At 64.6% G+C, this 21,229-nt stretch carries 14 protein-coding genes; 6 read left to right on the top strand and 8 right to left on the bottom strand.

The genetic code is table 11. The annotated features are described in order from the left end of the window. Positions 1-58 precede the first annotated feature (58 nt). Positions 59-538 (top strand): glutathione peroxidase, encoded by a 480-nt coding sequence (locus R8871_RS26935; protein ID WP_054041016.1) that lies wholly within the window; start codon positions 59-61, stop codon positions 536-538. A gap of 20 nt (positions 539-558) precedes the next feature. On the opposite strand, the gene cls is transcribed toward R8871_RS26935, so the two are convergent. From cls to dapC, 6 genes are all read right to left on the bottom strand, one after another. Then, complete coding sequence (gene cls, locus R8871_RS26930) at positions 559-1,998, bottom strand: cardiolipin synthase (protein WP_175053185.1); 1,440 nt, start codon at positions 1,996-1,998, stop codon at positions 559-561. A gap of 298 nt (positions 1,999-2,296) precedes the next feature. After that, positions 2,297-3,181: a 50S ribosomal protein L3 N(5)-glutamine methyltransferase gene (prmB, locus tag R8871_RS26925; protein ID WP_175053184.1), complete on the bottom strand. Its 885-nt coding sequence runs from the start codon at positions 3,179-3,181 to the stop codon at positions 2,297-2,299. Positions 3,182-3,197: 16 nt separating this feature from the next. Then, positions 3,198-4,337: a succinyl-diaminopimelate desuccinylase gene (gene dapE / locus R8871_RS26920; protein ID WP_054041013.1), complete on the bottom strand. Its 1,140-nt coding sequence runs from the start codon at positions 4,335-4,337 to the stop codon at positions 3,198-3,200. Between the two features lie 197 nt (positions 4,338-4,534). Beyond that, positions 4,535-4,900: an ArsC family reductase gene (locus tag R8871_RS26915; RefSeq protein ID WP_154567453.1), complete on the bottom strand. Its 366-nt coding sequence runs from the start codon at positions 4,898-4,900 to the stop codon at positions 4,535-4,537. Then, positions 4,900-5,727: a 2,3,4,5-tetrahydropyridine-2,6-dicarboxylate N-succinyltransferase gene (dapD, locus tag R8871_RS26910; protein WP_175053183.1), complete on the bottom strand. Its 828-nt coding sequence runs from the start codon at positions 5,725-5,727 to the stop codon at positions 4,900-4,902. The genes R8871_RS26915 and dapD overlap by 1 nt, the downstream gene beginning before the upstream one ends. 81 nt (positions 5,728-5,808) lie before the next feature. Further along, complete coding sequence (gene dapC, locus R8871_RS26905) at positions 5,809-7,026, bottom strand: succinyldiaminopimelate transaminase (RefSeq protein ID WP_175053182.1); 1,218 nt, start codon at positions 7,024-7,026, stop codon at positions 5,809-5,811. A 379-nt stretch (positions 7,027-7,405) separates the two neighbouring features. Here dapC and R8871_RS26900 point away from each other — a divergent pair, with 379 nt between their 5' ends. The 5 genes from R8871_RS26900 to def all read left to right on the top strand — a co-directional run bounded on the left by R8871_RS26900 (position 7,406) and on the right by def (position 16,193). Further along, positions 7,406-8,404, top strand: a complete 999-nt coding sequence (locus R8871_RS26900; protein ID WP_175053181.1) for a DMT family transporter — start codon at positions 7,406-7,408, stop codon at positions 8,402-8,404. Positions 8,405-8,553: 149 nt separating this feature from the next. Further along, on the top strand, positions 8,554-12,072 hold the full coding sequence (smc, locus tag R8871_RS26895) for a chromosome segregation protein SMC (protein ID WP_175053180.1): 3,519 nt from the start codon (positions 8,554-8,556) through the stop codon (positions 12,070-12,072). Positions 12,073-12,189: 117 nt separating this feature from the next. Next, a complete protein-coding gene (locus R8871_RS26890; RefSeq protein ID WP_175053179.1) occupies positions 12,190-13,434 on the top strand; it encodes a cell division protein ZipA C-terminal FtsZ-binding domain-containing protein in 1,245 nt (414 codons plus the stop codon). A gap of 162 nt (positions 13,435-13,596) precedes the next feature. Further along, positions 13,597-15,663: an NAD-dependent DNA ligase LigA gene (ligA, locus tag R8871_RS26885; RefSeq protein ID WP_175053178.1), complete on the top strand. Its 2,067-nt coding sequence runs from the start codon at positions 13,597-13,599 to the stop codon at positions 15,661-15,663. Then, positions 15,660-16,193 carry a peptide deformylase gene (def, locus tag R8871_RS26880; protein ID WP_175053177.1) on the top strand — a complete coding sequence of 178 codons (534 nt, stop codon included), beginning with the start codon at positions 15,660-15,662 and terminating at the stop codon, positions 16,191-16,193. Before ligA ends, def begins: the two co-directional genes overlap by 4 nt. Before the next feature lie 148 nt (positions 16,194-16,341). Here the strand turns inward: def and R8871_RS26875 are convergent, their stop codons facing one another. After that, entirely contained in the window at positions 16,342-18,618 is a 2,277-nt protein-coding gene (locus R8871_RS26875) for a pseudouridine synthase (RefSeq protein WP_175053176.1), read from the bottom strand. 6 nt (positions 18,619-18,624) lie between these two features. Further along, positions 18,625-21,204 carry a [protein-PII] uridylyltransferase gene (locus R8871_RS26870; RefSeq protein ID WP_175053175.1) on the bottom strand — a complete coding sequence of 860 codons (2,580 nt, stop codon included), beginning with the start codon at positions 21,202-21,204 and terminating at the stop codon, positions 18,625-18,627. Positions 21,205-21,229 lie beyond the last annotated feature (25 nt).

The raw sequence follows: 21,229 nt of genomic DNA, 5'->3' as shown, positions 1-21,229 counted from the left end.
GGCCGACTGTACCGGCGCGGCTTTTGGCATAGACTGACGGCTTTCACGGGGAGAGCACATGACATCGATTTATTCGTTTTCCGCACGTACGCTTGGCGGCGAGGAAGTGAGCCTCGAGCGCTATCAGGGCAAGGTTCTGCTGATCGTCAACACGGCGAGCGAATGCGGGTTCACGCCGCAGTACGCGGGTCTGCAAAAGGTTTATGACACGTACGCTGCGCGCGGCCTCGCGGTGCTCGGTTTTCCGTGCAACCAGTTCGGCAAGCAGGAACCGGGTGACGCCACGCAGATCGGCAGCTTCTGCGAAAAGAATTACGGCGTGACCTTTCCGATGTTCGACAAGATCGATGTGAACGGCGCCAATGCGCATCCGCTGTTCCGCTATCTGACGGGCGAGGCGCCGGGCTTGCTGGGGCTCGAAGCGATCAAATGGAACTTCACCAAGTTTCTGATCGGCCGCGACGGCAACGTGGTGAAGCGCTATGCGCCGTTGACCAAGCCCGAGGCGATTGTCGAGGACATCGAAAAGCAGTTGTAACGCACGGCGCAGCCGGAGCGCTACAGGATCGGCGAGAACAACCGCGCCACGTGCATCAGCACGCGCCGCAGCGCGCTTGCGTTGCGGTACTCGGTGCGGTCGATTTCGAGCGACTCCGCGAAATCTTTGAGCAGCATTGCTTCGACATCTTTGGCGAAGCCGCGGTCTACGGTCAGCACCATGATCTCGAAGTTCAGCCGGAACGAGCGGTTGTCGAGATTGGCGCTGCCGATGGCCGCCGCCGCGCTGTCGATCAGCACGACCTTCTGGTGCAGGAAGCCTGGCTGGTAGCGGAAGATGCGGATGCCCGCGCGCAGCGAGTCGTACGCGTACAGTTTCGAGGCGGTGAACACCACGCGGTGATCGCGGCGGCATGGAATCAGAATGCGCACATCCACGCCCCGTAGCACGGCCAGCCGCAACGCGGCGAATACGGCTTCGTCAGGGATGAGATAAGGCGTGGTGATCCAGATCCGCTCGCGTGCCGCGTTGATCGCTTCGACGAAGAAGAGCGAGCAGGTCTCCTGTTTGTCGGCGGGACCGCTCGGCACGACGAGGCAGTGCATGCCTTCGTCGGCAGGCTGGAAAGCCGGCATGGCGAACTCGGGCAACTGCTGGGTCGCCCAGTGCCAGTCTTCAGTGAACACGAACTGGATGCTGGCGACAGCGGGGCCGCGCACTTCGATATGCGTATCGCGCCATGGCGACAGGGGTGGCTTACTGCCGAGATATTCGACCCCCACGTTGTGTCCGCCGATGAACGCGCGTTCTCCGTCCACCGAGACGATCTTGCGGTGATTGCGGAAATTTAACTGCAAACGGTTCACGAAGCGGCGATTGGTGGCGAACGGGTGCGTCTCCACACCGGCTGCCCGCAGCGCCGCCACGTAGCGGTGGGGCAGATCAAAACTGCCGATGCTGTCGTAGAGGAAATAGACGCGCACGCCTTGCTGTGCTTTCGCGATCAGTGCGTCCTTGAGCATCTCGCCGAGCGCGTCATCACGCACGATGAAGAACTGCACGATCACGTAATTGCGTGCGCCTTCGATCGCTTCGAAGATCGCCTCGAACGTGGCGGCGCCGTTGACCAGCGTACGCACGGAATTGCCCGGCAGGAACGGCATGCCACCGAGGCGCGTGAGCGAATGCACGAGTCTCGCGCCAAGTTCCCGGGTAGGCAGCCCGGCCGACGAGGCCAGCGTGTCCCATGCCTGAGGATGGGCGCGGGTGCGCAGCAATTCGTTTTCGATGCGGCGAGCGTCCGCATAACCCTGGAATTTGCTGCGGCCGAGGAACAGATACGGCACCAGCGTCAGATACGGCATCGCGACCAGCGACACGGCCCACGCGATCGCGCCTTGCGATGTGCGGGTGTACAGAATCGCGTGGCACGCCGCCACCACGCCGAGAATATGGGCGAGGGCGACCAGCGTGCCGATGTGAAGCAGGTCGAATTCCATAGGCGGGCGAAGGGTTGGCAGGGCGCTGCCGCTGCGGCCTGACGGCGCAGCGTGCAGCTGACCGCGCCCATCTTACCGAACGTACGTGCGTTGGGGTGGGGTGACGATCCTGCTTCTTAGGGGATTCCGCGAATGCGGGGTGTGCGAGAAGGCGAGAGGCGGGCGGTGCAGGCGTGTGTGGCTAGGCGCTTCGATACGCGCGGCAGGCAATGAACGTCTGCCGCGCGTGTCGTGCGATAAAGCGGTCCGGCGGTTCAGCAACCGGCGGTCCAGCGACCGGCGGTTCAGCGATTGAACGTTATACCGGCAGATCCGCCGCCTGAATCAGGAACACGTTGTCGTCGCCGGCACTTGTCGACAGCCAGACCAGATCGAGGCCGCCGAAGGCCGCTTCGACGTTCGCGCGCTCGTTGCCGATCTCGATCACCAGCACGCCGTCTTCGGTCAGCCAGTTGCGCGCTTCAGCGATGATCCGGCGCACGATGTCCATGCCGTCCGCGCCGCCTGCCAAAGCCATGTCCGGCTCGTGCTTGTACTCGGCGGGCAGTTCCTGCATGGAAGTGGCGTTCACATACGGCGGATTGCTGATGATCACGTCGTAGCGGCGCTCAGCTAGCGGCGCGTACAGGTCGCCTTCGAAGAGGGCGATGCGGTCGTCGAGATGATAGTCCGCGACGTTGCGCGTGGCGACTTCGAGAGCAGGGGCGGAGAGATCGACGGCGTCGATATCCGCGTTCGGGAAGGCGTGCGCGGCGAGGATCGCTAGGCAGCCAGAGCCCGTGCACAGTTCGAGCACGGCGCCGACCTGTTCAGGGTCTTCGACATACGGCTGCAGACCGTCCTGCAGCAACTCGCCGATGAACGAGCGCGGCACGATCACGCGTTCGTCCACGTGGAAGCGAAAGCCGTGCATCCACGCTTCCTGCGTGATGTACGCCGCCGGCACGCGTTGGCCCGCGCGGCGCTCGATCACGTTCAGCACGGCGTCGACCTCGGCCGGCGAGAGACGCGCGTCGAGGAACGGCTCCAGCAGATCGAGCGGCAGATGCAGCGTGTGCAATATCAGATAAGCGGCTTCGTCGTAGGCGTTGGCCGAGCCGTGGCCGAACGACAACTCGGCCTGGTTGAAGCGCGACACCGCGAAACGCAGCAGGTCGCGGACAGTGGAAAACGGGAGCGTCATCGCGGAAATTCCTTGGTCAGGCGATCAGTTGTTCGAGCACGCGGCGATACACGTTCTTCAGCGGCTCGATGTGTGCGACTTCGATATGTTCGTCGATCTTGTGGATGCTGGCGTTCAGCGGGCCGAATTCGATCACCTGCTCGCAGATGCGGGCGATGAAGCGGCCATCCGAGGTGCCGCCGGTGGTCGACAGTTCAGTCGTCACGCCAGTTTCGTCCTTGATCGCTTTAGCCAGTGCGTTCGACAGATCGCCGCGCGGCGTGAGGAACGGCAGGCCGCTCACAGTCCATTGCAGGTCGTATTCGAGATTGTGTTTGTCGAGGATCGCATGGACGCGAGCCTGCAGGCCTTCCACCGTGCTCGCCGTCGAAAAGCGGAAATTGAACATCACGTCCGCGTGGCCGGGAATCACGTTGGTCGCGCCGGTGCCGCTATGGATGTTCGACACCTGCCAGGTGGTGGGCGGGAAGTATTCGTTGCCGTCGTCCCAGCGTTCGGCGACCAGTTCGGCCAACGCGGGCGCGAGCAGATGCACCGGATTTTTCGCCAGATGCGGATAGGCGATATGGCCTTGCACACCCTTGACGATCAGCTTGCCCGACATGGAACCACGCCGGCCATTTTTCACCATGTCGCCGAACTGCGCGCTCGAGGTCGGTTCGCCGACGATGCAGTAGTCCATGCGCTCGCCGCGCGCCTGCAGCGCTTCGACGACCTTGACGGTGCCGTCGGTGGCGGGGCCTTCTTCGTCGCTCGTAATCAGGAATGCGATCGAGCCGCGATGCGCCGGGTGCGCCGCGACGAATTCCTCGCTCGCCACCACGAAGCCGGCGATCGACGACTTCATGTCCGCCGCGCCGCGGCCGTAGAGCTTGCCGTCACGATGGGTCGGCTCGAACGGCGCCGAGTGCCATTGTTCGAGCGGGCCGGTCGGCACGACGTCCGTGTGGCCGGCGAACGCGAGCAGCTTGCCGCGCGTGCCGTCGACGCCGCGTTTGACGGCCCACAGATTGGTCACGCCGTTCGATTCGATCGTCTCGTGCTCGAAGCCGAGCGCGGACAGGCGTTCGATCAGGAGGCGCTGGCAATGCTGGTCGTCGGGCGTGACAGACGCGCGCGCGATCAGTTGTTCGGTAAGGGCGAGGGTGCCGGACATGGATTCAGTACAAGCCACTTTGAAATGAAAAAATGCCGGCTGGCGGTTGGACACCGCAGCCGGCAACAGCTTTTAAGCAACGCGGCGAGGCCGCGTTTTACTTCTTGCAGCGTCCGATCGGCGTGCCGATGCGAGCTTTCGATCGCGGCGTTTGAACCGTTACGGCCGGTCCCACGCTGCAGATCGGGCGCATCAGATCACGCAAACAGCGCCGTGTATTCGTCCACGGAAAAACCGAGCGACTTGACCTTTCCGTTGACCACCAGCACCGGCCGCTTGATCACCGACGGCTTGTGGATCATCAACGCGATCGCGCCCGACTGCGTGTCCGCCGCCGCCTTCATGTCGTCGGACAGGCCGCGCCAGGTCGTGCCGCGACGGTTCAGCAACGCGTCGAGCTTCACGTCCTTCAGCCAGTCCTGAACCAGCGGCTCGGTCACGCCGTGCTTCTTGAAGTCATGGAACTCGAACTCGACGCCGTGCTCTTCCAGCCACACACGGGCTTTCTTCACGGTGTCGCAGTTCGGGATGCCGTAGACGACGGTCTTGGTGCCGCGTGCCATCAGTCGCCTCGCAGCAACTCGTTCAGGCCGACCTTCGCGCGCGTCTTGGCGTCGACCTTCTTGACGATCACGGCGCAGTAGAGGCTATGCGAGCCGTCTTTCGACGGCAGGTTGCCCGCTACCACCACCGAGCCCGCCGGAATGCGGCCGTACGTGACTTCGCCGGTTTCGCGGTCGTAAATCTTGGTGCTTTGGCCGAGGTACACGCCCATCGAGATCACCGAGTTTTCTTCGACGATCACGCCTTCCACCACTTCCGAACGCGCGCCGATGAAGCAGTTGTCTTCGATGATGACCGGGTTGGCCTGCAGCGGCTCCAGCACGCCGCCGATGCCCACGCCACCCGACAGGTGGACGTTCTTGCCGATCTGCGCGCACGAACCGACGGTCGCCCACGTGTCGACCATCGTGCCTTCATCGACATAAGCGCCGATGTTGGTGTACGACGGCATCAGCACGACGTTCTTCGCGATGAACGAGCCGCGGCGCGCGATGGCGGGCGGCACCACGCGGAAGCCGCCGGCGGCGAAGTCTTCAGCGGTGTAGTTGGCGAACTTCGACGGCACCTTGTCGTAGAACTGCGAGTAGCCGCCGGCCGGCTGCACCACGTTGTCTTCCAGACGGAACGACAGCAGCACGGCTTTCTTCAGCCATTGATTGACGACCCAGTCGCCGTCTTTCTTCTCGGCGACGCGCAGCGCGCCTTGGTCCAGTTGCTCGATGGCGTGGGCGACGGCTTCGCGCACGTCGGCCGGGGCGGCCTTCGGCGACAGGTCGGCGCGGTTTTCCCAGGCGGTATCAATGATCTGCTGAAGTTGTTGCGACATATGCGTGCTTTTCTGAAGAGTTGAAGTCTGAAGAAGGGAGTGCGGTGCGCGGGGTTGCCGAATATGAAAATTCGCGAAAACTCAACCCGCGAGCGCGCGGCAAAATTCGACGATCCGTTGTGCGCCCTGCGTGCATTCGTCGACATCGGCGACGAGCGCCATGCGCACGAAATTGCGGCCGGGGTTCACGCCATGCGCAGTGCGCGCGAGGAACGAGCCCGGCAGAACCGTCACATTATAGTCGGCGTAGAGGCGCTGGGCGAACTCGGTGTCCGACAGGCCTGTGCGCGAGACGTCCGCCCACAGGTAGAACGCGGCGTCCGGCAGGCGTACGTCGAGCACCTCGGCGAGCATCGGCGTCACGGTGGAAAACTTCTGCACGTACTTCGCGCGGTTTTCGCGCACGTGCGTTTCGTCATTCCAGGCCGCGATGCTGGCACTCTGGAACACTGTCGACAAGGCCGTGCCGTGGTATGTCCGGTATAGCAGGAAGTCTTTCAGGATCGCCGCGTCGCCGGCCACAAAGCCCGAGCGCATGCCTGGCACGTTCGAGCGTTTGGACAGGCTGGAGAGCATCACAAGGCGCTCGAAGCCGCGGCCGAGCTTGTGGGCCGCCTCCAGGCCGCCGAGCGGCGGATTGGCTTCGTCGAAGTAGATTTCCGAGTAGCACTCGTCCGAGGCGATCACGAAGCCGTAGCGGTCCGACAGCGCGAACAACTCGCGCCAGTCGTCGAGCGTGAGCACGGCGCCCGTGGGATTGCCCGGCGAGCACACGTACAGCAGCTGCGTGCGCGCCCAGATGTCGGCCGGGACCGCCGAATAGTCGCAGGCGAAGTTGCGCGCCGGGTCGCTATTCACGAAGTACGGCTGTGCGCCGGCGAGAAGCGCGGCGCCTTCATAGATTTGGTAGAACGGGTTCGGACAGAGTACGATCGCAGGCTCGCCGTTCGCATTGCGCTTGGGGTCGATAACCGTTTGGGCGAGCGCAAAAAGCGCCTCGCGCGAGCCCGCCACCGGCAGCACCTGGGTGGCCGGATCGACCGGGGGCAGGTTGTAGCGCTGGGTCGCCCATTTCGCGATCGATTCGCGCAGTGCCGGCGAACCGATGGTGGCCGGATAAGCTGCCAGGCCGCCGAGCGAGGCGATCACCGCGTCGCGAATCAGCGCCGGCGTGGGGTGTTTCGGTTCGCCGATGCCGAAGCTGATGTGCGCGAGGCCGGCCGGCGGCGTGACGTCCTTGAAAAGCGCACGCAGCTTTTCGAACGGATAGGGCTGAAGGGAGTCGAGTAGCGGGTTCACTGGGCGGATCGAGCCTGATCGAAGATGGGCGCAGAGGAATGCTGGCACGCTTGCTAACCGTAAAACGCATGAAACACGCGAAAAGGGCGGCAGCGGCGGCGAGCGAATGATTATAGCGTGGCGGCGCGCACGGGAAATTCACGGCGGCGCCCGGCGTGTAAGACGCGGCACAACCCGCCAGGCGGCGCAGGCAATGCGACGCAGCGGGAACGACGCGAACCGCAGACGGTTCGCGCAAAAAAGAAGCAGGAGCAGCAATGTATGTAGCAGCAATGGAGACATCCGCACGATTCGGACGAAGCGGGCGCAAGAACCCCGCCGTCTGTCAAGTCAGCAACATCGCCCGCAGGAGCAGCAACCGCCGCGGGAGCGTTGCATCATGACCAACTGGCTTCGCACAGGGTGGCCCACGCTCGCGATCATGCTGGGCGCCTCGGTATGGGGAATGATCTGGTACCCGCTGCGCATGCTGAATGCGCTCGGCGTGACCGGCACGGCGGCAAGCGCGCTGACAAGCGCCGCCGGTTGCCTGTTCGTTCTGCTGGTCCGCCATCGTGCGCTCAGGACGGTGCGCTTGCACTGGCTGCTGCCGGCGCTCGCGCTGGCGGCCGGCGTGACCAATCTCGGTTTCGTCTGGGGCTCGATCCACGGCGAGGTGATGCGCGTCCTGCTGCTGTTCTATCTCACCCCCGCGTGGACCGCGCTCTTTGCGCACTTCATCCTGCATGAACGGCTGACCTGGTCGGGCGCCGGTCTCGCGGCGCTGTCGCTGGCCGGCGCGATGACCATGCTGTGGTCGCCGCAACTCGGCCTTCCGGTGCCCGGCAACCTCGCTGAATGGGCAGGGCTCGCCGGCGGTATGGGTTTCGCGATGAGCAACGTCCTGATCCTCAAGACGAGCCGCGTGCTTCCTGAGATGAAGCCTGAAATGCGCACCGCGACGATTTTCGGCGGCGCGGCGATCTTCAGCGCCTGTGCATCGCTGTTCGAGGCAATGCCCGCACCGCCCACCGGCGCGCATCTCGGCACGGCCGCGTTACTAGTGCTCGGCCTCGGTTTTCTGCTCGCGTCGAACAATATGCTCGTGCAGTATGGGCTCGCGCGCGTGCCGGCCAATCGGGCCTCGATCATCATGCTGTTCGAGATCGTGGTGACGGCCTTGTCCGCGTGGCTGTTCGCCGGCGAGTCGCCGGGCCCGCGCGAATGGGCAGGCGGTGCGTGCATCGTGCTGGCGTCGGCATTGTCCAGTTGGGTGCATCGGACTAAAGCCTTGCCACCCGAGCCGGCCAATCAGGATGCGGGTCCTGATGTCGACCGGGATGCCGACCTCGGTGCGGACCGTAAGGACGCTAAGAACCGCTCGCGCGCGATGGTATGATTGCCCCTCATTAGCTGGCGCATGCTTCATCGCGTGCAGTTGGCGCCCGTGTCGCGGGGGTTCGCGGGCCGTTTCGCTGCATCGGCGAACGGCTGGCGTGGCCTTCACGAGCCACCTTTTATTTTCCCTTTTCAAACAGCGAAATCGCCGTGCGTCTGACCTCGATCAAACTCGCTGGCTTCAAGTCATTCGTCGATCCCACGCATTTCCAGGTCCCGGGCCAGCTAGTCGGCGTGGTCGGACCGAATGGGTGCGGCAAGTCCAACATCATCGACGCCGTGCGCTGGGTGCTCGGCGAATCGCGCGCTTCCGAGCTGCGCGGCGAGTCGATGCAGGACGTGATCTTCAATGGCTCGACCGCGCGCAAGCCGGGTAGCCGCGCCAGCGTCGAACTCGTGTTCGACAACGCCGACGGCCGCGCCGCCGGGCAGTGGGGGCAGTATGCCGAAATCGCCGTCAAGCGCGTGCTGACGCGCGACGGCACTTCGAGCTACTACATCAACAACCTGCCGGCGCGCCGCCGCGACATTCAGGACATCTTCCTCGGCACCGGCCTCGGGCCGCGTGCATACGCAATCATCGGGCAGGGCATGATCGCGCGCCTGATCGAGGCGAAGCCGGAAGAGCTGCGCGTGTTCCTCGAAGAAGCCGCGGGCGTGTCGAAGTACAAGGAACGTCGCCGCGAGACGGAGAACCGTCTGCACGACACGCGCGAGAATCTGATCCGCGTTGAAGACATCGTGCGCGAACTCAGTGCGAATCTCGAGAAGCTTGAGGCGCAGGCGATCGTCGCGACCAAGTACAAGGATTTGCAGGCCGACGGCGAAGAGAAGCAGCGTCTGTTGTGGCTGCTGCGCAAGAACGAAGCCGGCGGCGAGCAGGAACGCCAGCAACGCGCGATTGAACAGGCGCAGATCGACCTCGAAGCGCAAACCGCGAAGCTGCGCGAGGTCGAAGCGCAGCTCGAAACGCTGCGCGTCGCGCATTACTCCGCCAGCGACGCGATGCAGGGCGCGCAAGGCGCGCTGTACGAGGCGAATGCCGAAGTCAGCCGCCTCGAGGCCGAGATCAAGTTCATCGTCGAGTCGCGCAACCGCGTGCAGGCGCAGATCGCTGCATTGACCGCGCAGCGCGAGCAGTGGCAGTCACAAGCGCAGAAGGCGCAAGACGATCTCGAAGACGCGGAAGAGCAACTGGCCGTCGCCGAAGAAAAAGCCGCACTGGCCGAAGACGAAGCCGCCGGCAAGCACGATGCAATGCCGGCGCTCGAAGCGCGCTGGCGCGATGCGCAGACCGAACTGAACGCCGAGCGCGGCGGTATCGCGCAGACCGAACAGGCACTCAAGCTCGAAGCCGCGCATCAGCGCAATGCCGATCAGCAATTGCAGCAGTTGCAGCAGCGTCACGAACGGCTGAAATCGGAAGCGGGCGGTCTCGATGCCCCCGACGAAGCGCAGCTCGAAGACATGCGCGCGCAGCTCGCCGAGCACGAAGAAATCCTGCAAGACGCGCAGGCCCGCCTTGCCGACGCGCAGGAAACGCTGCCGCGTCTTGACGGCGAACGGCGCGTGGCGCAGGAACGCGTGCAGTCGGAAAGCGCACAGATTCATCAGCTCGACGCACGCCTCGCCGCACTCAAGCAACTGCAGGAAAACGTCCAGACAGAAGGCAAGATCCAGCCGTGGCTCGAAAAGCACGAACTGAGCGGCTTGCCGCGTCTGTGGAAGAAGCTGCACGTCGAAGCCGGTTGGGAAGCCGCGCTCGAAGCGGTGCTGCGTGAGCGGCTCGCCGCGCTCGAAGTGTCGAACCTGGACTGGGTCAAGGCGTTCGCCACGGACGCGCCGCCCGCCAAGCTCGCGTTCTACGCGCCGCCCGCAGCCGGTCAGCCGGCCGCTGCGCCGGCGGGCTTGCGTCCGTTGTTGTCGCTGGTTCGTATCGACGACGCAGGCATTCGCGCCGTGTTGAATGACTGGCTTGGCCTCGCCTTCGTCGCTGACGATCTGCAACAGGCGCTCGCCATGCGCGCGCAATTGCCGGAAGGCGGCTCGTTCGTCGTCAAGGCTGGCCATGTGGTGACGCGCGTCGGCGTCCAGCTGTACGCGGCCGATTCCGAACAGGCCGGCATGCTGGCCCGTCAGCAGGAAATCGAAAACCTGGGCCGTCAGGTGCGCGCGCAGGCCTTGCTCGCCGATGAGGCGAAGGCCGCCGCAATCCGTGCCGAAGCCGCGCACACGCAAGCCGCGCAAGCGTTGACCGACGTGCGTCAACAGTCGGAGCGCGCGACCCAGCGTGTGCACGCCTTGCAGATGGACGTGCTCAAGCTCGCGCAAGCGCATGAGCGTTACACGCAGCGCAGCACGCAAATCCGCGAAGAACTCGAAGAAATCACCGCGCAGATCGAAGAGCAGCGCGCTTTGCGCGGCGAATCGGAAGCGAACTTCGAGCGCCACGACTCCGAACTCGCCGAATTGCAGGCGCGTTTCGAAGATCACCAGATGGCCTTCGAAGCGCTCGACGAATCGCTTACCGCCGCGCGCGCCCAATCGCGCGATCTCGATCGGGCCGCCACCGACGCACGCTTTGCCGCGCGCAACATGGCGAACCGCATCGACGAACTGAAGCGCAGCATCCAGGTCTCGCACGAGCAGAGCGAGCGCGTCGCCGCGTCGCTGGAAGATGCGCGCGCCGAGCTGGAAACGATCAACGAGCAAACGGCGCATACCGGCTTGCAGGACGCGCTCGATATCCGCGCGGTCAAGGAAGAAGCGCTGCACGCCGCGCGTCTGGAACTGGACGACCTGACGGCCAAGCTGCGTGCCGCCGACGAAACCCGTCTGAGCGCCGAGCGTGCGCTGCAACCGCTGCGCGATCGCATCAACGAATTGCAGTTGAAGGAACAGGCCGCGCGCCTCAACGGCGAGCAATTCATCGAGCAACTGGCGGCAGCCGGCGTCGATGAAGCCGAGTTGCAGGCCAAGCTCACGCCGGACATGAAGCCGTCCTATCTGCAAGGCGAGGTCACGCGGATCAACAACGCGATCACCGCGCTTGGGCCGGTCAACATGGCCGCGTTGGACGAACTGAAGGCGGCGACCGAGCGCAAGACGTTCCTCGATTCGCAGTCGGCGGACCTGAACAACGCGATCGAAACGCTCGAAGACGCGATCCGCAAGATCGACGGCGAAACGCGCACGCTGCTGCAAGGCACCTTCGACGAAGTGAACCGTCATTTTGGCGAGCTGTTCCCGCGTCTCTTCGGCGGTGGCCAGGCCAAGCTGATCATGACCGGCGACGAGATTCTCGACGCCGGCGTGCAGGTCATGGCGCAGCCGCCGGGCAAGAAGAATTCGACGATTCACCTGCTGTCGGGCGGCGAGAAGGCTCTGACCGCCACCGCGCTGGTGTTCGCGATGTTCCAGCTGAATCCGGCGCCGTTCTGTCTGCTCGACGAAGTGGACGCGCCGCTCGACGACGCCAATACGGAACGTTTTGCGAACCTCGTGCGCGCGATGTCGGACAAGACGCAGTTCCTGTTCATTTCGCACAACAAGATCGCGATGGAAATGGCGCAGCAACTGATCGGCGTGACCATGCAGGAGCAGGGCGTATCGCGCATCGTCGCGGTCGACATGGAAACGGCGGCTGGTTTCGCCCAGAATATCGTTTAAGTTTTCGTTTAGATTGATCATCGCGGGCGCCCGCGTTCAGCGCAGCGGCCATCGGCCGCGCGACACGTGGGGCGGGCGCAAAGCCGCGCAGACAGAAGAATTGCTGATGGAGCATGCATGGACGAGTTGACACTCGGTTTGATCGGCGCGGGTGCCGTGGTGGTCGGGGGCGTGGTCGTGTACAACGCATGGCAAGGCGCGAAGGTGCGCCGCAAGATGCCGCGTCCAATGCCGGCCGATACCGCCGAAAGTTTCGCGCGGGACGATCAGGAGGAGCAGAGCCCGTTTATCGAACCGGCCCGGCCGACCACGCGGCGCGAGCCGGTAGTGGGTTCGGAGCAGGCAGCGGAAACCTCGGCGGCGCGCGTCGAACCGACTTTTGGCGCGACCGCCGCGCCGCTCGATACGCCGGCCGATATTCAGGCCGAGACGACTACGCCGAATGGCTATCCGGAAGCGGAAGGCATTGCTGAAGCCGAAAGCGGTCATGCCGCCACCGCCGATGAGCCGATCGTGCCCGCTGCCACGACGATTTCGTCGGCGCCGCCGGCTATCGTCGATCGCCGCATCGACTGCATCGTGCCGATTCGGTTGAACGGCCCGGTGGCCGGCGACAAGGTGATTCCGCTTGCGCAGCGTCTGCGCCGTGCCGGCAGCAAACCGGTGCATATCGAAGGCAAGCTCGAAGGCGGCGCGTGGGAATTGCTGCAAAACGGCGCGCGCTATGAAGAGCTGCGCGCGGCCGCGCAACTGGCCAATCGGAGTGGCGCGCTTAACGAACTGGAGTTCTCCGAGTTCGTGACCGGCGTGCAGCAGTTTGCCGACGCGCTCGACGCGTCACCGGAATTTCCTGACATGCTCGAAACGGTCGCGATGGCGCGCGAGCTGGACGGCTTCGCCGCACAGTGCGATGCGCAGTTGTCGATCAATGTGCTCTCCGACGGCGCGCCCTGGTCGGCCAATTATGTCCAGGCCGTTGCGTCGCAGGACGGTTTGCTGCTCTCGCGCGACGGCACGCGCTTCGTCAAGCTCGACGCGAAGCAGAGCCCGGTGTTCATGCTGCAATTCGGCGACACCAATTTCCTGCGCGACGATCTGACTTACAAGGGCGGCCAGATGATCACGCTGGTGCTGGATGTGCCGGTCGCAGACGAAGACATCCTGCCGTTCCGACTGATGTGCGACTACGCGAAATCGTTGGCTGAGCGTATCGGCGGCCGGGTGGTCGACGATGGGCGCCGGCCGCTGCCGGAAACCGCGCTGCTGGCGATCGAAAAGCAGTTGATGACGCTTTACGCGAAGCTCGAGCAGGCGGGTATTCCGGCGGGTTCGCCGGCCACGCGGCGTTTGTTCAGCCAGTAAAGGCTTACCAATTGCGCAGTATTCGACGGCCGCACACTGTGCGGCCGTTGGCGTTTGGGGCGGAATAACGAACGCACGAAACTGGCCATTCGGCCGATGTAAAGGGGCACGCTTCCTGCGATAATCCAATGTCTGAATTTCACTGAAGAAGCTTCCGACAGCATGGCCCGAACCCCCGCCTCAAACCCTGCAACCAGCGCTCCGGCAGAGCGGGCCGTGTGGCTGCGCGCGGAACTCGAACGCGCCAATTACGCGTACTACGTACTCGATCAGCCGGACCTGCCGGACGCGGAGTACGACAAGCTCTTCAAGGAGCTGGAGCGAATCGAGACGGAACACCCGGACCTGGTGGTGCCGGATTCGCCCACCCAGCGTGTGGGCGGCGAGGCATCGAGCGGGTTCGAGCCGGTCGTGCACGATCAGCCCATGCTCTCGCTGAACAATGGTTTTGCCGACGAAGACATCGTCGCGTTCGACAAGCGCGTCGGCGACGCGCTCGGCAAGAACGCGAGCGAACCGCCGGTGCCGGTGGATTACGCCGCTGAACTGAAGTTCGACGGCCTCGCTATTTCGCTGCGTTACGTCGACGGCACCTTCGTCCAGGCGTCCACGCGCGGCGACGGCGCCACCGGCGAGAACGTCACCGAAAACGTCCGCACGATCCGTTCCATTCCGCTCAAGCTCAAGGGCAAGCGCGTGCCGCGTGTGCTCGACGTGCGCGGCGAAGTGCTCATGTTCAAGCGCGATTTTGAGCGCCTGAACGAGCGCCAGCGGGCGGCTGAGCAGAAGGAATTCGCTAACCCGCGTAACGCTGCCGCGGGCAGTTTGCGGCAGCTCGATTCGAAGATCACCGCGCAGCGGCCGCTGTCGTTCTTCGCTTATGGAATCGGTGTGGTCGAAGGCATCGAAATGCCGGCCACGCATAGCGAACTGCTCGACTGGTACAAGGAACTCGGCTTGCCGGTGAATGGCGAGCGCGCGGTGGTGCAGGGCGCCGAAGGCTTGCTGGGGTTCTTCCACGCGGTAGGCGAGAAGCGCGATACGCTGCCTTACGATATCGACGGTGTCGTCTACAAGGTCAACCGGCGCGATGAGCAGGACGCGCTCGGCTATGTCTCGCGCGCGCCGCGTTTTGCTCTCGCGCACAAATTTCCCGCACAGGAAGCGCTGACCAAACTCGTCGCGATCGACGTGCAGGTGGGCCGTACCGGCGCGATCACGCCGGTTGCGCGGCTGGAGCCGGTGTTCGTCGGCGGCGCGACGGTCACGAACGCAACGTTGCATAACGAAGACGAAGTGCGTCGCAAGGATATCCGCATCGGCGACACGGTGATCGTGCGGCGTGCCGGCGACGTGATTCCCGAAGTGGTGAGCGCGCTGCTCGACCGCCGTCCGGACGACGCCCGTGAGTTCATCATGCCCACGCACTGCCCGGTGTGCGGCTCGAGCATCGAACGCCTGCCGGACGAGGCGATTGCGCGCTGCACGGGCGGCCTGTTCTGCCCGGCGCAGCGCAAGCAGGCGCTGTGGCACTTCGCGCAGCGGCGAGCGCTGGATATTGACGGGCTTGGCGAAAAAATCATCGATCAGCTCGTCGAGCAGAATCTGGTGCGCACGCCGGCCGATCTGTTCAACGTCGGCTTTGCGACACTCGCTGAACTCGACCGCTTCGCCGAAAAGTCCGCGCAGAATCTGCTCGACTCGCTCGAAAAGGCCAAACACACCACGCTGGCGCGCTTTATTTACGCGCTCGGTATCCGGCACGTGGGTGAATCCACGGCGAAAGATCTTGCCAAGCACTTCGGCTCGCTGAATCCGATCATGGATGCCTCGGTCGAAGAACTGCTGGAGGTGAACGACGTGGGTCCAGTGGTGGCCGAGTCGCTTCATCAGTTTTTTGCCGAAGAGCACAACCGCACGGTGATCGAGCAACTCCGCGCGCCGGGCAAGGTCACGTGGCCGGAAGGACCGCCCGCGCCGAAGGCGCCGCAAGGCGTACTGGCCGGCAAGACGGTCGTCCTGACCGGGACCTTGCCGACGCTCGCCCGTGAAGAGGCGAAAGAAATGCTCGAAGCGGCCGGCGCGAAAGTGGCCGGATCGGTGTCGAAGAAAACGGACTACGTGGTGGCCGGGGCCGAAGCGGGCAGCAAGTTGGCGAAAGCCGAGGAACTCGGCGTTCCCGTACTCGACGAAGATGGTATGCGTAAGCTCCTGGAGGGGCAGTTATGATCCGCGAAATTCTCAAGATGGGCGATCAGCGCCTTTTGCAAATTGCCGATCCGGTCGATCACTTCGACACACCCGAACTGCATGAGCTCATCAAAGACATGTTCGAGACCATGCACGACGCGAACGGTGCGGGGCTCGCCGCGCCGCAGATCGGTGTCAATCTGCAGGTGGTGATCTTCGGCTTCGGGCACAGCGAGCGCTATCCGGATGCGCCGCCGGTGCCGGAGACGGTGCTGATCAATCCGACCATCACGCCGGTGTCGCAGGATATGGAAGAGGGCTGGGAAGGTTGCCTGTCCGTGCCGGGCCTGCGCGGCGCCGTGAGCCGGTTTTCGATGATCAAGTATCACGGCTTCGATCAATTCGGCAAGCCGATCGACCGCGTCGCCGAGGGCTTTCACGCGCGTGTCGTGCAGCATGAGTGCGATCACCTGATCGGCAAGCTGTATCCGATGCGGATCAACGATTTCGCGAAGTTCGGCTTCACGGAAGTTCTGTTTCCGGATCTGGATCCGAATAGCGACGACTGACACAGCGTCCTGGCTCGCGGCGATCGCAGCCGCCGCTGGCGCCGCCGGAAACAAAAAACCCACGCCAATGCGTGGGTTTTTTGTTGGGCGAGATTCACGATGCGGAAACCATGAATCGTTTTGCTGTTTGAGCGTCAAGCTCCCGGCATCAGAACGACTCGTCCGCCGACAGATAGCGCCATTGACCCGGCGGCAGGGCGCCCAGCATTACCTGACCCATCCGCACGCGCTTCAGGCCGATCACCTCGAGGCCGACCAGCTCGCACATCCGGCGGATCTGGCGTTTCTTGCCTTCGCGCAGTACGAAGCGCAGTTGCTCGCCGTTTTGCCAATTGACCTGTGCGGGTTTCAGCGGCACGTCGTCGAGCGACAGGCCGTGGCACAGGAGCGCAAGGCTTTCCGGCGGGAAGTGGCTTTCGACGTCGGTGGTGTGCTCGCCGAACGCCACGCGCACCAGATACTCCTTGTCGATCTCCGAATGGCCGCCGATCAGCTGCTTGGCAATGCGGCCGTCCTGCGTCAGCACCAGCAAACCCGTCGAATCGATGTCGAGGCGCCCGGCCGGCGCGAGCTGGCGCAGATGCGAGACCGAGAAGCGGATGTCCGAACTGTCGCCTTCCCAGCGATTTTCCGGCGTGACCAGCGTGATTGCCGGTTGATAGCCGTCTTCCGCCTGGCCTGATACGAGGCCCACGGGCTTGTGGATCAGGACCGTCACCTGGCTCGCTTGCGCGGCTTCGGCGGCGGGGTCGATCTCGATGCGCTGATCCGGACGAACCTTGGTGCCGAGCGTGTCGATCCGTTCGCCGTCGACCAGCACCCAGCCCTTTTCGATCCACTCGTCGGCTTCGCGGCGCGAGCACAGGCCGAGTTCCGACATCAGCTTGGACAGGCGCAGGGTGCCCGGTGCGTCTTCGTAATCGCGGCGTGGCGTGCGCGGGGCGGCATCGGCGTCATCGTCGCGTTCGGCTCTGGCTGAAGGCGCCGGGCCACGCGGCTTGTCCGCGCGGGCGGGGCGGTTGTCGTCGCCAAAGCGGCGGCCGGCAGCCGGCAGCGCCTTGTCGAAGCTGCGAGCAGGGCGTTCGCCCCGGTCGCTACGTTCGTTACGTTCGCCGGCACGCGGCGGGCGATCGCCGAATTCACGTTTGGCTGGGGCACGTTCGCCGCGGTCGTCGCGCGGTGCTCGAGCCGGACGGTCCGTGCGGTCGCCGTAGCCGCTCTTGACGGGCTTGGCGAAAGTGCGCTCGCCACGCTCAGAGGAACCACGTTCGCCTTCAAAACGGCGCGGTGCTGCGCTGTCGCTGCGCGGACCGCGCTCGCCGCTGCGGCGCTCCTGAGGGGCGCCACGGTCGCTGCCGAAGCGGGGCCGATCCGAGGCGTCACGCGCCGGACGCTCGCCACGCGGGCTGCCTTCCGACGGACGCGCTGCACCCGTGCGCGGGCCACTGAACGGGCGGCGTTCGCCGTCGTCCCGACGCGGGGCGCGGTTGCCTTCGAAACTGCGCGGTGCGCGGTCACTGCGATCTGCGCTGCCTTCGAAGCGGCGGGGCGCGCCCTGGCTGCGTTCACCGTCAGCGCGACGCGGAGCGCGTTCACTGCGATCACCACCGCCTTCAAACCTGCGAGGTGCACGCTCGCCATCGTCACGACGCGGAGCGCGGTCGTTGCTCTCAAACCGGCGCGGAGCACCTTGAGGGCGTTCGCCGTCAGCACGGCGCGGCGCACGTTCGCTACGATCAGCGCCACCTTCAAACTTGCGCGGCGCACGAGCACCCTCGTCACGACGCGGGGCACGGTCGCTGCTGCCTTCAAACCGGCGCGGAGCGCCCTGAGGACGTTCGCCGTCAGCACGGCGCGGAGCACGTTCGCCACGATCAGCGCCACCTTCAAACTTGCGGGGCGCACGAGCACCCTCGTCCCGACGCGGCGCGCGATCGCCGCCGCCTTCAAACCGGCGTGGAGCGCCTTGGCCACGTTCGCCATCAGCGCGACGCGGAGCACGTTCACTACGATCGCCGCCACTTTCAAAGCGGCGGGGCGCACGCTCATCATCGTCCCGACGCGGAGCACGATCGCCGCCGCCCTCGAAGCGGCGCGGCGCACCGCCGGCCCCTTCACGCCGCGGCGGTCGATCCGACGGCGCCCGGCGCGCAGCGCCGGCACCACCCGCATCCCGCTCGCGGGAAAACGATCCTTCAGCCCGTGGCGCACGCGCCCCGGCGCCTGCCGGCTTACCCGCACCCGCCGGGCGCTTGCCGCCACCCGCTGCGCCTTCACCCCGCGCCCCGTTAAACCCGGCCGTCGGCGTAGACGGCCTTGGTCCGACCGGACGCGTCGGCTTACGTGCCGAGGTGCTTCCGGTACGGACAGGGGCGCGTTCGGACGAAGCCGGCCGCGGGTGCTTGGCTGTTAATTTGACTCGCATGAAATCTCACACTGCAATCGCGCGCAGCAGTTCGGTCTCGACCTGAATTTGCAGGCGGTTGTCCGACAGACCGTGTCCATCCAGCAGGAACACGTCTTCGACACGTTCGCCGAGCGTATTGATCCGCGCCGACGCGACGCCGACCCGGTGCTCGGCCAGCACGCGCGCGATTGAATAAAGAAGGCCTGGCCGGTCGTTCGCAGACACGGACAGGATGTAATATTGGCCGCGCTCGTCGGCCCGAAGATCGACGCGCGGCGTAACAGGGAAGGTCCGCGACAGCCGTGACAACCGGCCTTTCGACGGTCCCGGAAGCAGGGTGCCGTCACCGGTGAGGCGTGCGGTCAGTTCCTGTTCGACCAGATTGGCAATATCGCGATAATGCACGTCTTCTTCGGTATGCGCGACGAGGAAATTATCGAGCGCGTACCCGTGGCGGGTCGTGCTGACCCGCGCATCGAGCACCGACAAGCCATTGCGGTCGAAATACGCACAAATGCCGGCGAACAGATCGGGCTGGTCTTTCACGTACACCAGCACCTGAAGCGCTTCGCCGATCGGCGAAGGACGCGCCCGCACGATCGGCGTCGCGGTTTCCACGTGCCGGTACAGCACGCGGGTCTGCCACGCGATATCCGCAGCGTCGTGGCGCAGGAAATAGCCGATATCCAGCTTGTCCCACAGCGCTTTCTGCGCGCCTTCCGGCACGGTTTCGAGGCGCAGCAGGGCCAAGGCCTCTTCCTGGCGCGACTTCAGTTCCGAATGCGCGTCAGGCCGCGCGCCGCCAAGCACCGCCAATGTTGCGCGGTAGAGGTCCTCGAGTAGCTTGCCCTTCCACGTGTTCCAGACTTTCGGGCTGGTGCCGCGAATGTCGGCCACGGTCAGCAGGTAAAGCGCGGTGAGCCGGCGCTCGTTGCCGACCAGTTCGGCAAAGCGCTTGATGACCTCGGGATCGCTCGTATCCTGCTTCTGCGCGACCTGGCTCATGGTCAGATGCTGCTGAACCAGCCAGACGACCAGTTCGCCGTCTTCGCCTTCGATGCCATGGTTACGGCAGAAGCGCCGCGCGTCGGCCATGCCGAGCGTGGAATGGTCGCCGCCGCGGCCCTTGGCGATGTCGTGAAACAGCGCCGCCACGTACAACACCCACGGCCGGTCGAAATTGGCGATCAACTGGCTGCAGAACGGATATTCGTGGGCGTGCTCGGCGACCGCGAAGCGGCGCAGATTGCGCAACACCATGAGAATGTGCTGGTCGACCGTGTAGACGTGATACAGGTCGTGCTGCATCTGCCCGACAATGCGCCGGAAGTTCAGCAGATAGCGCCCGAGCACGCTGGTCTGGTTCATCAGGCGCAGCGCGTGCGTGATGCCGGCCGGCTGCTTCAGGATGTCCATGAACAGGCGGCCGTTTTCCGGATCGCGCCGCCAATGCTGATCCATCACGTCGCGAGCGTTGTAGATCGCGCGCAGCGTACGCGCCGACAAACCTTTCACGCCCGGCGTCTGTTCGTAGAGCAGGAAGGCTTCGAGAATCGCGTTCGGCTCGCGCTGAAAGACGTCGTCGCTGGCGATTTCCAGCATGCCCTGTTTCTCGACGAAACGGTCCGACAGCACGCGCGTGATGCCGCTCGTATTGGGGAAGAGCTGCGCTTCGATGTTCTGGATCAGGATGGTGGCCAGCTGCGTGACGGCTTTGGCAGACCAGTAATAGCGGCGCATCAGCTGTTCGCTGGCGCGCTTCGTGGCCGTTGGCTTATAGCCGAAGCTTTCGGCTACCGGCGTTTGCAGGTCGAACACCAGAATGTCCTGGCGGCGGCCGGCGATCACATGCAAGCGCGCCCGCAGCGTTTTCAGGAAGCCTTCGTTGCGGCGTAGTTCGCGCGCTTCACGCTCGGTAATCAGGCCGCGTGCTTCGAGCTCGCGCCAGCTGCTGCCGAAGCCGGCCGCCTGGGTAATCCACAGAATCAGCTGCAGATCGCGCAGGCCGCCCGGGCTTTCCTTGATGTTCGGCTCGAGCGCATACGGCGTGTCCTGAAACTTGGCGTGCCGCTGGCGCATTTCCAGTACCTTGGCCTGGAAGAACGCGCGCGGGTCGAGCGTTTCGCGGTAGCGCTTCGCAAAGTCGTCGAAGAGCAGGGTGCTGCCCGTAATGCGCCGCGCTTCGAGCAACGAGGTGCGCACAGTGACGTCGTTCGCGGCTTCTTCGACACACTGCGCAACACTGCGCACGCTGCTGCCGAGTTCGAGTCCCAGGTCCCACGCGAGGCTGATAAAGCGTTCGATGCGTGCTTCTAGATGCGCGATCGGCGCGTCGGGCAGCAGCACCAGAATGTCGATGTCGGAGTGCGGCGCGAGTTCGCCACGCCCATAGCCCCCGACCGCAAGCAACGCCAGCTCTGGCGGCAGCTCACAGGTGTTCCAGGCGGCGCGCAGCGACTCGTCCGTGGCGCGCGCCAGGGCGGCCATCAGCGAGTCGACGTTGGAGGCTGTTTTGAAGCGTTCCAGCAACTGGGCTTTGGCCACTTTGTAGTCCGCCTTGAGCGACGTGGCATGGGATTGGGCGACGGCTGGAACACTACTCATTGGCAGGCGGGCGGGTGAGGGCGGA

The organism is Paraburkholderia sediminicola (assembly GCF_902859805.1).
GTDB lineage: Bacteria > Pseudomonadota > Gammaproteobacteria > Burkholderiales > Burkholderiaceae > Paraburkholderia > Paraburkholderia sediminicola.
The sequence above is the reverse complement of the archived record's forward strand: the minus strand, read 5'-3'. Positions and strand labels throughout refer to the sequence as shown.